This window comes from Paenibacillus sp. FSL K6-2859, from assembly GCF_038008265.1.
Classification (GTDB): Bacteria; Bacillota; Bacilli; order Paenibacillales; family Paenibacillaceae; genus Paenibacillus_AQ; species Paenibacillus_AQ nitricinens.
This window is the reverse complement of the sequence record NZ_JBBOYU010000001.1, coordinates 373,832-387,720: the sequence shown is the minus strand read 5'-3', so window position 1 is coordinate 387,720 and position 13,889 is coordinate 373,832. Positions and strand designations below refer to the sequence as shown.

Genomic DNA, 13,889 nt, shown 5'->3' with positions numbered 1-13,889 from the left:
AGTAGGCCGCTATGAAGCTTCATAGCGGCTGTCTACTAATATTTATTCTTTAACCGAACCAACGACAATCCCTGATACGAAATACTTTTGCATAAACGGATAAATCAACAACAATGGCAGCGTGGAGACTACGATTTTAGCAGCGTTCAAAGTCTTATTCGAAACCTTTGCTAATTCCATTAATTTCTCCGGATCTGTAATATTCTGAACCTCAACGCTAAGCTGTTGGATATAGGTCTGCAATGGATAATTCGCCGTTTTATTAATATACACCAGGGCACCAAAGTAATCATTCCAATGGCCCACAATAGTAAAGAGCGTAACCGTGGCAAGCGTAGGCAATACTATCGGAAGATAAATTGTCCCTAATATTCTCCACTGCGAGGCTCCATCTATATTCGCAGCTTCCTCTAGCGATTTCGGTACAGCCCGGAATGCATTCATCAGCAAGATAACATTCCCTATCGGTACGGCACCCGGTAAGATCAATGACCAGATGGAGTCTAAAAGGTTAAGCTCTTTGACTACCATAAAGGTTGGAATCAATCCGCCTGAGAATAACATTGCAAAGATAACGAGAGTCATATAAATCTTCTGACCTGTGAATACTCGTGAACTTTTAGACAATGGATAGGCTGTAAGAATCATCAGTACCATATTCACAAGCAGACCTAACACTACCCGTTCTACAGAGATCATGAATGAACGCCAAAACTGGCTGTCAGACAATAATTTTTCATAGGAGCTAAATGTCGGATTAACCGGGAATATACTTACAAGATTTGCCGAAGCCGCCGCATTATCACTGAAAGAGATGGCTACTAAATTGACTAACGGTATAAGACAGGACAAAGCGAATGCTAGAACAAATACCCAGATAATAACATCTGCAATACGACCCTTGATGTTAGATGCGTAAATGGGAGAACCCCCCTTTCTTTAGAAAATACGATAATCCGTAAGTTTTTGGGCCAATTTATTCGCAGAAAGAATCAGTACGATACCAACGACCGACCGTAATAGGCCAACTGCTGTACCTAAGCTGTATTGTCTTTCTACCAGACCCACCCGATAAACGTAGGTATCAATAATATCCGAAGATTCATACACCAAAGGATTATACAGATTGAAGATCTGATCAAAACCAGCATTTAATACATTCGGCAAGTTCAAGGTTGTAACCAGCAAAATAGTTGGCATCAAACCTGGCAACGTGATATGCCACAGTTTCTTAAACCGGTTGGCTCCATCGATGGAGCCCGCCTCATAAAGTCCGGGATCAATAGATGTCAGGGAAGCTAGGTAGATGATTGAACCGTACCCGAAACCTTTCCAAACATCTGTTAATACTAGCATCGGTCTAAACCAGGTATTGCTGGCCATAAACAAGACTGGGTCAATCCCAAACCAGCTTAACATGGCATTAACGGGACCTTCATAAGAGAAGATGTTCATGACTACAGTAGCCAAGATCGCCCATGACAAGAAGTTCGGCAGATATACAACTGTCTGTACAAATCGCTTAGCAAACTTCACACGAATTTCATTTAATAACAGGGCAAACACAATGGATGTAAAAGTACCCACAATAATCTTCCATAACGCGATAACGATCGTATTACTGAAAATCTGTTTGCTGTCTGGAATTTGTAGCATAAATTTGAAATTATCAAGACCTACCCAGGATGAACCACTCATTCCTTTAGCCGGAATATAATTCTGAAAAGCCATTATAATCCCGAACATTGGAATAAACGAAAAGATAATTAGGAAAATCATGCCTGGCGCCATCATGAGATGGAATGCTGTCTGATCTTTTTTATTTTTCATTTACGGATCATCTCTTTCAACATCATTTGGTTGCTATCGCTTCGTTAACTTCCTTAGTAATGACTTCGCCGCCAGTTTTATTCCAGCTCTCTACAAACTTATCAAATGCGTCAGGTTTCTGCTCACCTGTAATGATTTTCAAATACATTTCAAGCTCCATTTTAGTAAGTGTTGGCCATTTCAAAGTCATGGATGCTGTACTTCCAAAGAACAATGGATTCACTTCTTTAATATTTGAGGCTTTCACCAAACTAGCTGTTGTAATACTGGAAGTGTAGCCAGCCCATGCATTAGAATCTGGTGTTCCTCCATTCTTCTCACTATCAAGATATTTCTTATAGGAGTTATAAGCCGTCAAATCCTCATTGCTAGTCAATTTACTTGTATCTCCTGTTTCTAATGCTTCTTTCATGATGTCAACATTACGATAGAAAGCGTCATAATAATCGATATTAATGGCAAGTGGAGATCCGCCAACATTCATGCTCTTATAATCTTCAAATTCTTTCAGAGCTTTTGCATCTTTTTCTTGGTAACGCTGATAGTCATATTGAACACTCACGAGCTTGGCTGCCAGTTCAGGATGTTCAAAGCCTTTGCGAACAACCAAATAACTGCTGGAAGGATTTCCAGTGAACATGGTAAGCGAGCCATCCTCTGATTGTGGGGCAACATAAGATACCCATTTCGCTTCTGGATTCAGCTTAAGCGTGTCAGCCACAGTCCAGCTTCCCCACCAGTTATCCATGAACGAACCACTTTTTCCGCTTGTAAGTAGCGCCTTGCGATCATCACCAGTACGTACGGCAAACTGACGATCAATCAAGTTATTCTTGTACATTTCAGACAACTTGGCCAGTGCTGGCTTCATCTCTGGTTGAACAGATCCGTATACGGCCTTTCCACTTCCATCATCAATCCACTGTTTTGGATACGCACCATATAATGAAAAGATATTATTAAATGAGAATTGTCCACCAGAAACACCAGCAACGTTTTCATTATCAACAATAAGACCCAGCGTTTTACCCGCTCCGTTGCCACCTGGATCTTTTTCTACAAATTGCTTAATAATGTTCTCGACATCGGCCATTGTTTTTGGATCAGCAAGTCCCAATTTGTCCATCCAGTCTTTACGAAGCCAGAGGATACCAGGGCCATGTGAGATTTCAGTTGTTGGTATAGCCATCAGCTTGCCATCAAACTTTGCACTATCCAGAACACGTCCACCGTAGGAATCATAAATTTCCTTAATACGGTCACTGGCCGTATTCTCATAAGCTTCTGTCAGATCTGCAATCAGATCGTTCTCATAAAGCTGTTGCAATGTCGCATAGTCGGGAACGACCATAAGATCAGGGATTTCACCACTTACAATGGCCATCGAAACTTTCTGACTATAGTCTGTACCATCATTCGATTCAAACGAGGTCGTATTTTGGATATTCAGCTTATTCTTGAAATATCTTGTCCATACATTGTTTGTGGAATTATCACCCTCATAAGAGGTTCCTGCAAGTGCCGAATAGCTTGTTGCCACTTGTCCAACAGAATAAGAAACCGTTTCAGGATATGCGCCAAACGGAGTCGTCTGTGCTTCTTTCCATGCAGGATCACTCGCATCTGTCTTTGGGGTAGATGCTGAAGAATTATTAGAACTCGAACAACCTACCATAGCAACAGCTAATAGTGATGCTAATATGATGGAGCTTGATTTTCTCAATTTATGTTTCATTATAAGAGCCTCCCTTTTTCTATAAAAAACTCGTATTAGAAAACGATTTCAAAGCGCCGGCCAGCTTCAAAAAAATTTATATTGTTACTTCCTTAAGTTTATAGATTCTTGCCAGCCATCGTAAACGCAAAAAAATTATGTTTTACACAAATAAATACTCATCATTGATGATAATATCGGGGAATTATTGCTACGGTCGAAGATGTTATACTACAATATCAATGTCACTACATGTCGAAAGGTGGTACATAATGTTATCCATACTGGTGGTAGATGATCATAAGGAGGAGCGAGAGGGAATTGCTTTCCTCATTAAGGAGCTTGGCTTCCCCCTCCAATTGCATGTTGCAGAAAACGGCCGTAAAGCACTTGAATATGTAAGCGCACACTCTGTCGATATTCTATTTACCGATGTGCGGATGCCTATAATGGATGGATTACAGCTAACAAAGGAAGCATTAAAGCTGCACTCCAAACTTAAGGTGATCTTATTCAGCGGATTCGCTGAATTTGAGTATGCTAAAACAGCCCTCTCCCTGGGCGTATCCGAGTATCTTTTGAAACCGGTTAATATAGAAGCGTTCCAGACTACTTTGGAAAAGGTTATTCAGGAATTAAAGCACCAGCAGCAAAAAGAAAAAGCGTCTCAAAGAAAGCTAAGCTATGTGAGAAAACATCTACTCTTCTCTCTAGTCAACGGCATCGGAAGCCCGCCTCCTCTTCAAGAGCTGTCTATTGAATTACCGAGCCATTACAATAAAATGCTTTTGTTAGAATTCGATAAGCCATTTTTTGAATCTGTAGATTCGGAATTCGAAGAGTTTGTACTTGGTTTAGTAGACTCATCTGCTGATTACTTAAATCTAAACGGATGTCAAAGCCTACTACTGTTTCCTGAGCAAAAGTCCCCTTCTTCCCAGTTTGATAATCATTCAGCGATGCACCTGCATCATTGTATCCTTGATAAATATAAAGTGAATTGTTATCTCGCTATGAAAGAGGAAGTAACCTCAATACTAGATTTAGGTTCAATTTTGACTTCATTAGAAGAATTGATGGAATATCGTTTTTTTCTCCCAGATACTTTTGTATTTAATACACAAAATGACTTACATTTCTCTGAGGCCTTGTATCCAGACCTTACAGATAGTCATCTACTAGATCAGATTCGTAATAATTTGAAGGATCAAGATATTTTTAGCTTACGGGCAAATACTGAAATTTTATATCAAAAATACGTACATCAAGTACAGTATTCACATTTGTATGTAAAGTATATGTTCTCCACCATCTATCAAGAAATCATGACACAAGCTGCACCGATATCAGAAATGGAGCTGCAGACTGCCGTCGAGACCATATATGGATCTGAAGATTTGCGGGACATCAAAGATATCATATTTGAAGGTATCGCTCGGATTGATCAGAACTCCACCAACCATGAGCCTATTCAGAACCGTGATGTCGATGCCGTCAAACAATATATTGAACAATATTATGCAGATGATCTCAGTCTGGAAATGCTTGCTGCTAAAGTGTATTTATCTCCACATTATCTTAGCTCCATCTTCAAGAAGCAGACAGGCTGTGGGCTTAATAAATATATTAAGAATGTCCGCATGCAAAACGCAAAAGAGTTGTTAACAAATACGCATCAAAAAATATCAAGCATTTGCACCGCAGTGGGCTATCGCAATATTTCATACTTCTGCCAAAATTTCAGGGATTTCTATGGGTACACACCAGAAAAATATAGACAGTATAATCAGAAGTCCTCTGTATATCGGGAGGAGCATTATGCAACTTTGGCGGACACTTAAGCAAAATATTCACGATTTGAAGTTTCAAACCAAGATCATGCTTTCATTTATGTTAATCAGTATGATCCCTGTTATTGTATTGGGCAGCTTCTGCTATCAGGAAGCCAAATCTTCCCTCATTAAGCAATCCAAATCTGATTTGAAGGCAGCCTTAAATCAAGGGGCTTTAGCTTTAAATAGTCATTTAGATGTCTACAATAAACTCATGAATTTCTTGAGTTTTAATCAGGAAATTATTAATTCAGCCAATCATACCTATACAAGTATGTATGAAATGTATGATCAGTTAACCCATGTGATTGACCAAAATTTCAATACGGCACGGTATCTAAATACCGGTGTAGAACAAATAACGCTGTATACAGGAACCAATCTTTTGGCACATGGCAATACCGTCCGAGCCTTAAATGATATTAAACAGAAACATTGGTACCCGGCGTTGATGAAGTCAGTCGATGTCCTGTGGTTTACGGATAACAAGGAAATTTTTGCTGTTCGACGCATTATCAATACGAAACAGAAAAATCCTAAAGAAAATGTGCTGTATGCACGTGTGAATTACGATTCGCTATTTAATCCTTTTGACCCCCTACTCTCTCAGGGTTCAGAGATTCTTGTCAAAGATGCTTATGGAAAATCGATCTATGCCTCGCCTGGTATAGAAGGATATATTCCTTCCAATAGCACAGACAACATGGATACGCTGCAATGGAAAAATACAAAGTACACTGTATTGCAATCTGAAGTTCCTATATCAGGATGGACAGTGATGTTATGCAAACCTACGAAGATGATTACGAATTCTGCCTGGAAAATCCTCACGACAATCGGGCTTGTTATTGTTGCCTGTATTGCTGCCGTTGCTATAACTGCCAATCTATTCTCTCGAAAATTCAATTCACAAATTAAGCGTCTACGCAATAATATGCGTACCGTAGAAGAGGGATCCCTGGAAGTTACGGTCACCAGTACATCCAAAGATGAAATCGGAGATTTAATCAGAGGTTTTGGCAATATGGTTGACAAAACTAAAGTGTTAATCGATAAAGTATATATTGAGGGAATTTCACGAAAAGAATATGAAATGAAAGCCCTACAATCTCAGATCAATCCCCATTTTCTATATAATGCTCTTTCGCTCATCAATTGGAGAGCCATTCGAATCCATGCCACAGATATTAGTGAAATGGCGCAGCTTCTGTCCACGTTCTATCGGACTACCCTGAATAAAGGGAATAATATCATTTCAGTTTCGGATGAACTATTGAATGTACAAGCTTATATACAAATTCAGCTTAACATGCATAGCAACAGCTTTGAGGTAGAATACCAAATCGACGAGGCTATTCTCTCTTATTACATGCCTAACCTGATGCTTCAGCCTCTAATAGAGAATGCTATTATTCATGGCATCGAGAATAGAGAAGAAGAAGGAAGCAAAATTATTCTATCCGGAGAAATGGTGGAGGAGTGTATCCTCTTCAAAGTAAAGGATAATGGCGTTGGCATCCCACAAGAACGACTTAATCTTCTGCTAAAATCCCAGTCGATAGGCTATGGGCTCAAAAATGTAAATGACCGGGCTATGCTAATGTACGGACCAGAATACGGCTTATCCATTAGCAGCATTCTAGGACTGGGAACGGAGGTCATCTTTCGATTTCCATCCAAAAGATACGAAGGTGGCTCAAATTTATAACGATTATACTCAAAATCAACCGGGACAAGTACGCTGGTTTCAAAAAGACCCGGTTGATTTACTTCAATTCATTGATTTACAAATGATCAGGAGCGCTTTCCTCCCCCGCCCATTCGGCAGAAACACGCACATAGTCCCCCACATCAGGAGACGTCACCAGTTCAATAATGATCAATTCGAGCGGTGTAATCGCCCGCAAACCATGTCTCGCACCGGCAGGTACTGTGACCGTGTCTCCGGCTGTAACTGCATGAAGAACGCCGTTCATACGGTACTCTCCATCCCCCGAAAGTAAAGACCATATTTCTTTGGTATGCCTGTGAAAATGATAGCTGGTGTGCTTTCCTGCCAACATCGTGATTTTGGAAGTCGTAACCTCAACCCCTGCAGCTGTTCGTGAGAAATCGAGAATGCGCGAGCTTCCCCACCGCTTTTCTTCAATCATCGGCTTCGCCGCATGACCCTCCAGCTTCTGCTTAATCCGTTTCGCCTGCTCGATCCCAGCAACCAAAATACCATCCGCACCCGCCGCCACAATCAAACCTGGGGCACCAATAACATGCACGGGACAAGAGAGCTCGTTCACCAAATAGGTTCCTTTTGAATCCTCAGAAATGCTCCCTCTGCCAATTGTTTTTACCTGCAAATGAGGGGTAAGTGCATCCCAACTACCAATATCCGCCCAAACTCCGGTGTAAGGAATAACTACCGCTCGCTGCGTATGCTCAAGCACTTCATAGTCAAAACTTCGTTCTGGCAATTCGTCATAAAGCTCCACTAGCTCCGTGTAATCTACTGGAAGCTTCCGTGTCACCATACTTGAGAGCAAGTGTCCTAATGAGCAGGAGAACACCCCACAGTTCCATAGTCCTCCACGGGAAATGAACTCGGCCGCCGCCAATTCGCCGGGTTTCTCTGCAAATTGCTTCACATTTAGAAAAGACGTCCCCTCTGAACCTTCACTCGGCAATATATACCCGAACTGTGTGGACGGGAATTCAGGCGTAACACCGATCAGGGCAATATCCGCTTGTGATTCGGACAGCACGCTGGGAAACTGCCGAAGCTGACTGAAAAAAGAAGCCTCTACATAAGAGTCCACCGGAATGACCACAACGATCTCTTCTAAGCTTATTTTCTTTACGGAATGCAAATAGCTCGCCGCCAGTGCAACTGCAGTAAAGGTTCCCCGCTTCTGTGGCTCCGCCAGTAAAGCAACCTGATTGCCAACAGATTTGCGGGTAATTTCCACCTGACTGCGATGGGTTACAATGCAGCTTGAATCTAACAATCCTGCCTCATCCAGCCCTCTGCATACTCGCTCGATCATCGACTCCATGCCGCCATTTTCTGTTGGGAGTAGTCTTAAAAATGCCTTTGACCTGATCTCATTTGACAGCGGCCACAGCCTCTTCCCCGATCCCCCTGAAAGGAGCACGATCTGCAACGTTATCGCCCCCCTGCGCTGGACTTACTACCCGGTGTTCTCACATACCCCTTCCGCTTATGAAAAGACAAGGATCTGTATTTTTTCGCCAGCTCATTCAGCTTCTGCTTGGACAGCTGACCTGCATTCATATGAAGACCTTTATTGCGTGCTGTTTGGATCTTCATGCCCCCACGTTCCTTCGAATACAGGTAATTCCCATAAGTTTCGAATTCAGAGAAAGCAAATTGCTTAGTACGGTTCATACTGTGTAAAATCGCCGAATACCAGGGCTTCTGATGCTTTGCTTCTATTTCTCTTTTCATTTGGGCCAATTGACTACGTTCAAACAGCATGTAATGGGTCACAAAAGAGGATGTAGATGACGCCTTTCTACCCATCAGCTTCCTATAGGTTGTAAAGTACTGAGGCTGACTCCAATTGCGGCTGTAAAAAATCGTCTTTCCCTTCTCACGGAATCTATGAGGAGCGATTAAGACCGTATCTGCATCGATGACTAAAAAATAGTCAGCCGTACACAGCTTGTCACCATTCAATTTCAGCAATTGCTGAAACAACCACCCCGACCGTTCCCATGTGCGTGAACGGTAATGAATGTCTTTTTTCGTAATCGGCAGGACCGTATTCTCATTAATAAATGTGCAGCCCTTAGCACGGCAGAAATCGATGATCCGCTGCTTCTTGGGAGCAACAATCAAAATTTCGCCGATGGGATGCTTAACATGTGCTCGAACAGCGTCAATTACATAGGGCAGTGTAGCCAGATCTTTTTCAATAGCCGGAATCAGTACATCTATAGTAGCGGCATGTCTTATGCTGACTTTACGGGGTGAGGGCATAGGGTCATCTCCATATCATGATTTTGCTTTAGGATATGAGCATGATAAGGAAAGGGAATGGGCTTTACTGTAAACATAAGAGCGGGGCGCTCACGGAGCCTAATTCCAGCATTTCTACGGGGTTTATACCGTACTTTCCGCTCACCTAGCCTAATTCCAGCATTTCTACGGGATTTATACCGTACTTTCCGCTCACCTAGCCTAATTCCAGCATTTCTACGGGATTTATACCGTACTTTACGCTCACGGAGCCTAATTCCAGCATTTCTACGGGTTTTATACCGTACTTTCCGCTCACCGATCCTCACCCACGCAACCAAACCTCACCCTTTATCCACACTATATCCAGCATTTTTTTCTGTGCAGCAAAAACGCTGGGATGGTATATTGTAGATTGGCTAAATTTAAGACACTATTTAAGATGAACTCAAAGCATCATAAGATTAGATTCTTTGAGGACACTCTATACCGAAATATATGAAGGTGAATCTATTGAATAAGCTCTTATTTCATAATATCCCGCTGGGAGCAACCGGCGAACGCATCCCGCAAGCGGCAGTAGCTTCAGCACAGACCAGCAAGGAACTAGTGAAGCGGGAAGAGGGGGACTCCGCTTATTTCCGCAGGCTGGAGGAAGGCGGCATCCTGCTCAACCGCCCGCAGATTGCCGCGGTGCGGCATCATAAAGGGCCGCTGCTGACACTGGCCGGCGCAGGCTCCGGCAAAACCTCGGTTCTGATCTGCAGAACCGGTTATTTGTTGTCCGTGCGTGGCGTCTCGCCAAGTCAGCTGCTATTGCTGACTTTCTCTAGCAAAGCCGCGGCAGAAATGCGCGAACGAATCGCCCTGCTCCCGGGCGTAAGCACAGCGGACGTCGCAAGGCTGCAGGCTCGGACGTTCCATTCCTTTTTCCTGTTTTTCTTACGCAGACAGGGATTGCAGCAGGAAATTTTCAGTGAGACACGGCGCCAGCATATCCTATTGAAGCAGATCATGCGGGAACTCGGGCTGCCGAAGGATGCTTATCCACCGGAAACCCTACTCTCACTACTCTCCTCCTGCAAAATGAACATGGGCACCGTGGAAGATCTACCGGAAGCAACCACTGCCGAAAAAGAAATGAAATCCATTCTAGAAATATATGAACAATGGAAACAAGAAAATTTCAAAATTGATTTCGATGATGTCCTCTTAATTGCTTATCGGATGCTGAAGGAGCGTCCGGCGCTTTTGCAGGAATTGCAGATGAGATATTTGTATGTAATGGTCGATGAGTTCCAAGATACAAATGCCTTGCAGTATCAGCTTGTCAAAATGGTTGCTCACCCACAGCATAACCTAATGGTGGTTGGTGATGATGACCAAACGATTTATTCCTTCAACGGGGCGCGCAGCGAGTTCATTTTGGAGTTCGAGAAGCTCTATCCGGGAGCAAAGGTGATTACTCTCGATATTAATTACCGTTCTGGTCCAGCCATAGTCGGACTCGGCAACGGCATTATCCGGCACAATACACGTCGGCGCTCCAAAACCCTGCAAGCGGCCAAAGGCAGCGGAAGTCAGCCCCGGTATATGCGTCCGCAGACAGCAGACGAGGAAGCTGAGCAGATGATCGAGCATATTTTAAATGAGGTCTCTACCGGCAAAAGAGAATATCGAGACTTCGCCATGTTGTATCGAGCGTCCAGCAGTAATCGGGCTGTTCTCGAACTGCTCCTTTTACGCGATATTCCTTATATTGATTACGGAGAAGGACAATTATTGTACGAGCACTGGTTGATCTCTCCGGTAGTGGATCATTTGCGACTCTCCGTAAATCGGCGGAATTTTGCAGCGATGGAGAATATCCTGCCGACGCTGTATATGAACCGTGAAAAAGGCATGAATCACATCCGCCAGATGGAAGCGAGACAGCCCAAACAAGGACCGCTGATCCACCTGTTGTCTATGCCTGGCATGGAAGACTTCAAGGGAGGTAAGCTAAGAGATCGGCTTGATCTCATTCGGAATATACGTGAACTGACCCCAATACAAGCGATCCGTCAAATCCGTACCCAATTCTACGATTATTTCATCGAGGCGAATGAACGGCATCAAGCGACGCTGCACCGAGAGACGTTAAAAGAAATGCTAGATGAGCTAGAATCCTCCGCGGCGCGTTTTGACAGCATCCCTGCCTTTCTTGATTTCATAGATAATGTTACCGAGCGCAACGAGCATAATCGTCAACCTGGTACGAAAGAGCAAGGCAACCGGATTGCATTAATGACCATTCATAAATCAAAGGGACTTGAGTTCCCTGTAGTCTTTTTAATTGGAGCGTCTGAGGGAATCCTTCCGCATAGCTCTGCACTGGAGGGCGACCGGTTAAAAGACCGCAAGCTTGCGGCCGGAAGCAGTGGAGCTTCAAGCTTAGCAGCATTGGAGGAAGAGCGGAGACTAGCGTATGTGGCAGTTACGAGAGCCCGTGAGGAGCTATTTATCAGCTCGCCCGCACAACATCGGGGTAAAAAAGCGGAGGTCTCCCGCTTCATGTTATCCGCCTTCCGATCTGCCGTTTCTGCTTCTGCAGCGACTTCGGTGGGCAGAACTGTAACGACAAGATCGGTAACGACAAGAGCCTTGCCGACCAGCCGAACAACCACAACAAAAACCCATGTCGTTCCAGTATGGAATTGCACGAGCAGCAGTTGTCCTGGTTGGACACGCATGAAAGCTAACGGAGCTGAGGATCACTTGACCTCAAAGCCCTGCCCACTCTGTAGCTCATCTATGACGAAAGATCAAAGAGAAGTTCCTGTATAATTTATACGCAAAAAAGCAAGTTTCCACTTCCTTGGAAACTTGCTTTTTAATATAACACGCCAGGGTTCAGCTTAGGTCCACGCCCACAAAAATCCATCCCGATCCCATGCGATCTTTCCGCCATGCAGCTTCCGGAAAGCTTTCTTTACTTCCTTGGACAGTGAGGCATTGCCGTTCTCATTCACAAATACAAATTGTTCCCCAAAATTCTCTTTCACATATTCAATCGCCGCAGTCTGGTACAAGGTACCCGTAAAACGAATTTCCTTAACCATCCATTCGGCTACGTCTTGCGCAGTTACCTCCATATGGATATGCCCCCTTCCGTGTGTACTTCTTGCTAAAATGTGCCCTCATTATAACATGAATACAGCCCGACCGGACAAACGTCCGAATCGGGCTGTATTGGGCTGATTCTAATTATTGTAGATAGTTACGATTCGAAGGATAACGAGTTTTCTGTCCACCACTTACCATCAGCAGAATTCCTGTAATTAAGTGTAATCCCCAGCCCACAAATGGAATCCAAGCGAGTAAAGAAGTTATAATTCCGAGTACTGAACCATAAATAGATTCTTGGTTCTTTGAAGATAAAATTAAAGTAACCAGGTGAAGAATAAACATCAATCCCAGTACAGAGTATCCACTGAACATTACAATAGCAGCACCCAGAAATGGAATCGCCAAAATAATCTCACACGAACCTGTAATCCATTTCATGGATTTAGAAGTACTCAATAGATAACCTCCTAAATAGGAAAAATATACTATTTAGTATACAAAAAATCCATGCTTATCGCATATGATTTTTGTCGTGCTTTACTATTTTATGTTTATCCTAAAATTACAGGTTCCTCTACTTCATGCTGTAATTGCTTCTGTACAAATGGAGGCAATCCTTCCTTACTCATTGCAGCCGAAGGAGCAAGACCTAAGCAGTGGCACATTAGCGGAGCTAGCCGCAACTGGGGGATTATTTGATCCTCTTTTTCCCGCGGTAATCGATCTACTCCAAACGTATATAACGGCACATCCCGTTCAGAATTGGTTTTTCCGCCGTGGTACCCATTGGCATTCATCCCATGATCTGCCGTAATCAGAATCTTATATCCCTGCTCCATCCAAATGGGCAAAACAGTGGCTAGCAGACCATCGGCAGTACGCACGGAAAGCTCATATTCCTTGCTCTCCCCGCCATAACGATGCCCGGCATCATCTATGTTCATGGAGTGAATGTATAGAAAATGCGGATCAAAAGCACTCCGTAAATATACAGCGTCGGCAAACACATGGCTATCAGGATAGTGGTCCTCGAAATAAAAGCTGCCATGCTGAATCGGCTTCATCACATTGTGCTGATGGCGGTCAGCCAGCGGATCAAAGGGGGCTGAATTATAAAGCTCACTGACCCAATGATAGGCGACAGCAGCTGTACGCAGATTAGCGTTCACTGCCAGATGGAATATGCTCTCTTCATGGCTTGGTCTGACAATATGGTTAGCCGTAATTCCATTTTTGGACACGGTTGTACCCGTTAAGAGCACTTCATACAGCGGACGTGACAAACTGGGTAATTCCGACTGTACACGATAACAAGATAAGAGTTCCTGCTCCACAAGATGCTCCAGATACCCCATGTATGTGCGAGCTGCATCATATCTAAGTCCGTCTAAGACAACCACAATAAGTTTATTGGTCATTTCCGTCATTCTAA

At 43.4% G+C, this 13,889-nt stretch carries 11 protein-coding genes; 3 read left to right on the top strand and 8 right to left on the bottom strand.

Annotation, left to right across the window (positions count from 1 at the left end; translation table 11 throughout):
• Nucleotides 1-42: 42 nt before the first annotated feature.
• Genes MHB64_RS01745 through MHB64_RS01735 form a run of 3 tightly spaced genes read right to left on the bottom strand, consistent with a single transcriptional unit; the run spans nucleotide 43 to nucleotide 3,565 of the window.
• The gene (locus MHB64_RS01745) at nucleotides 43-921 is read right to left on the bottom strand and encodes a carbohydrate ABC transporter permease (RefSeq protein WP_341136038.1); all 879 of its coding nucleotides are present in this window, start codon (nucleotides 919-921) and stop codon (nucleotides 43-45) included.
• A gap of 18 nt (nucleotides 922-939) precedes the next feature.
• The gene (locus MHB64_RS01740; RefSeq protein ID WP_094873867.1) at nucleotides 940-1,830 is read right to left on the bottom strand and encodes an ABC transporter permease; all 891 of its coding nucleotides are present in this window, start codon (nucleotides 1,828-1,830) and stop codon (nucleotides 940-942) included.
• Between the two features lie 22 nt (nucleotides 1,831-1,852).
• Nucleotides 1,853-3,565 carry an extracellular solute-binding protein gene (locus MHB64_RS01735; RefSeq protein ID WP_094873865.1) on the bottom strand — a complete coding sequence of 571 codons (1,713 nt, stop codon included), beginning with the start codon at nucleotides 3,563-3,565 and terminating at the stop codon, nucleotides 1,853-1,855.
• Nucleotides 3,566-3,816: 251 nt separating this feature from the next.
• Between MHB64_RS01735 and MHB64_RS01730 the strand changes: the two genes are divergently transcribed.
• Both MHB64_RS01730 and MHB64_RS01725 read left to right on the top strand, forming a co-directional pair.
• Nucleotides 3,817-5,385 (top strand): response regulator, encoded by a 1,569-nt coding sequence (locus MHB64_RS01730; RefSeq protein WP_341133583.1) that lies wholly within the window; start codon nucleotides 3,817-3,819, stop codon nucleotides 5,383-5,385.
• Entirely contained in the window at nucleotides 5,363-7,084 is a 1,722-nt protein-coding gene (locus tag MHB64_RS01725; RefSeq protein WP_341133582.1) for a sensor histidine kinase, read from the top strand. The genes MHB64_RS01730 and MHB64_RS01725 overlap by 23 nt, the downstream gene beginning before the upstream one ends.
• A gap of 76 nt (nucleotides 7,085-7,160) precedes the next feature.
• On the opposite strand, the gene MHB64_RS01720 is transcribed toward MHB64_RS01725, so the two are convergent.
• Nucleotides 7,161-8,522 carry a sugar phosphate nucleotidyltransferase gene (locus MHB64_RS01720; RefSeq protein ID WP_341136037.1) on the bottom strand — a complete coding sequence of 454 codons (1,362 nt, stop codon included), beginning with the start codon at nucleotides 8,520-8,522 and terminating at the stop codon, nucleotides 7,161-7,163.
• Between the two features lie 11 nt (nucleotides 8,523-8,533).
• Nucleotides 8,534-9,370 (bottom strand): DUF6492 family protein, encoded by an 837-nt coding sequence (locus MHB64_RS01715; RefSeq protein WP_094873858.1) that lies wholly within the window; start codon nucleotides 9,368-9,370, stop codon nucleotides 8,534-8,536.
• Nucleotides 9,371-9,862: 492 nt separating this feature from the next.
• Here MHB64_RS01715 and MHB64_RS01710 point away from each other — a divergent pair, with 492 nt between their 5' ends.
• Nucleotides 9,863-12,175 (top strand): UvrD-helicase domain-containing protein, encoded by a 2,313-nt coding sequence (locus MHB64_RS01710; protein ID WP_341133581.1) that lies wholly within the window; start codon nucleotides 9,863-9,865, stop codon nucleotides 12,173-12,175.
• A 71-nt stretch (nucleotides 12,176-12,246) separates the two neighbouring features.
• Here MHB64_RS01710 and MHB64_RS01705 read toward each other — a convergent pair whose 3' ends face one another.
• The 3 genes from MHB64_RS01705 to MHB64_RS01695 form a co-directional block, all read right to left on the bottom strand.
• Entirely contained in the window at nucleotides 12,247-12,483 is a 237-nt protein-coding gene (locus MHB64_RS01705) for a DUF6953 family protein (RefSeq protein ID WP_042123499.1), read from the bottom strand.
• Between the two features lie 112 nt (nucleotides 12,484-12,595).
• On the bottom strand, nucleotides 12,596-12,913 hold the full coding sequence (locus tag MHB64_RS01700; RefSeq protein ID WP_094873854.1) for a hypothetical protein: 318 nt from the start codon (nucleotides 12,911-12,913) through the stop codon (nucleotides 12,596-12,598).
• Between the two features lie 95 nt (nucleotides 12,914-13,008).
• Nucleotides 13,009-13,884 (bottom strand): alkaline phosphatase family protein, encoded by an 876-nt coding sequence (locus MHB64_RS01695; protein WP_341133580.1) that lies wholly within the window; start codon nucleotides 13,882-13,884, stop codon nucleotides 13,009-13,011.
• Nucleotides 13,885-13,889: the final 5 nt, after the last annotated feature.

Coding starts and splice junctions, on each gene's coding strand:
- MHB64_RS01705 (WP_042123499.1), bottom strand. CDS start 12,483: ATGGAGGTAACTGCGCAAGACGTAGCCGAATGGATGGTTAAGGAAATT.
- MHB64_RS01730 (WP_341133583.1), top strand. CDS start 3,817: ATGTTATCCATACTGGTGGTAGATGATCATAAGGAGGAGCGAGAGGGA.
- MHB64_RS01715 (WP_094873858.1), bottom strand. CDS start 9,370: ATGCCCTCACCCCGTAAAGTCAGCATAAGACATGCCGCTACTATAGAT.
- MHB64_RS01735 (WP_094873865.1), bottom strand. CDS start 3,565: ATGAAACATAAATTGAGAAAATCAAGCTCCATCATATTAGCATCACTA.
- MHB64_RS01695 (WP_341133580.1), bottom strand. CDS start 13,884: ATGACGGAAATGACCAATAAACTTATTGTGGTTGTCTTAGACGGACTT.
- MHB64_RS01725 (WP_341133582.1), top strand. CDS start 5,363: ATGCAACTTTGGCGGACACTTAAGCAAAATATTCACGATTTGAAGTTT.
- MHB64_RS01740 (WP_094873867.1), bottom strand. CDS start 1,830: ATGAAAAATAAAAAAGATCAGACAGCATTCCATCTCATGATGGCGCCA.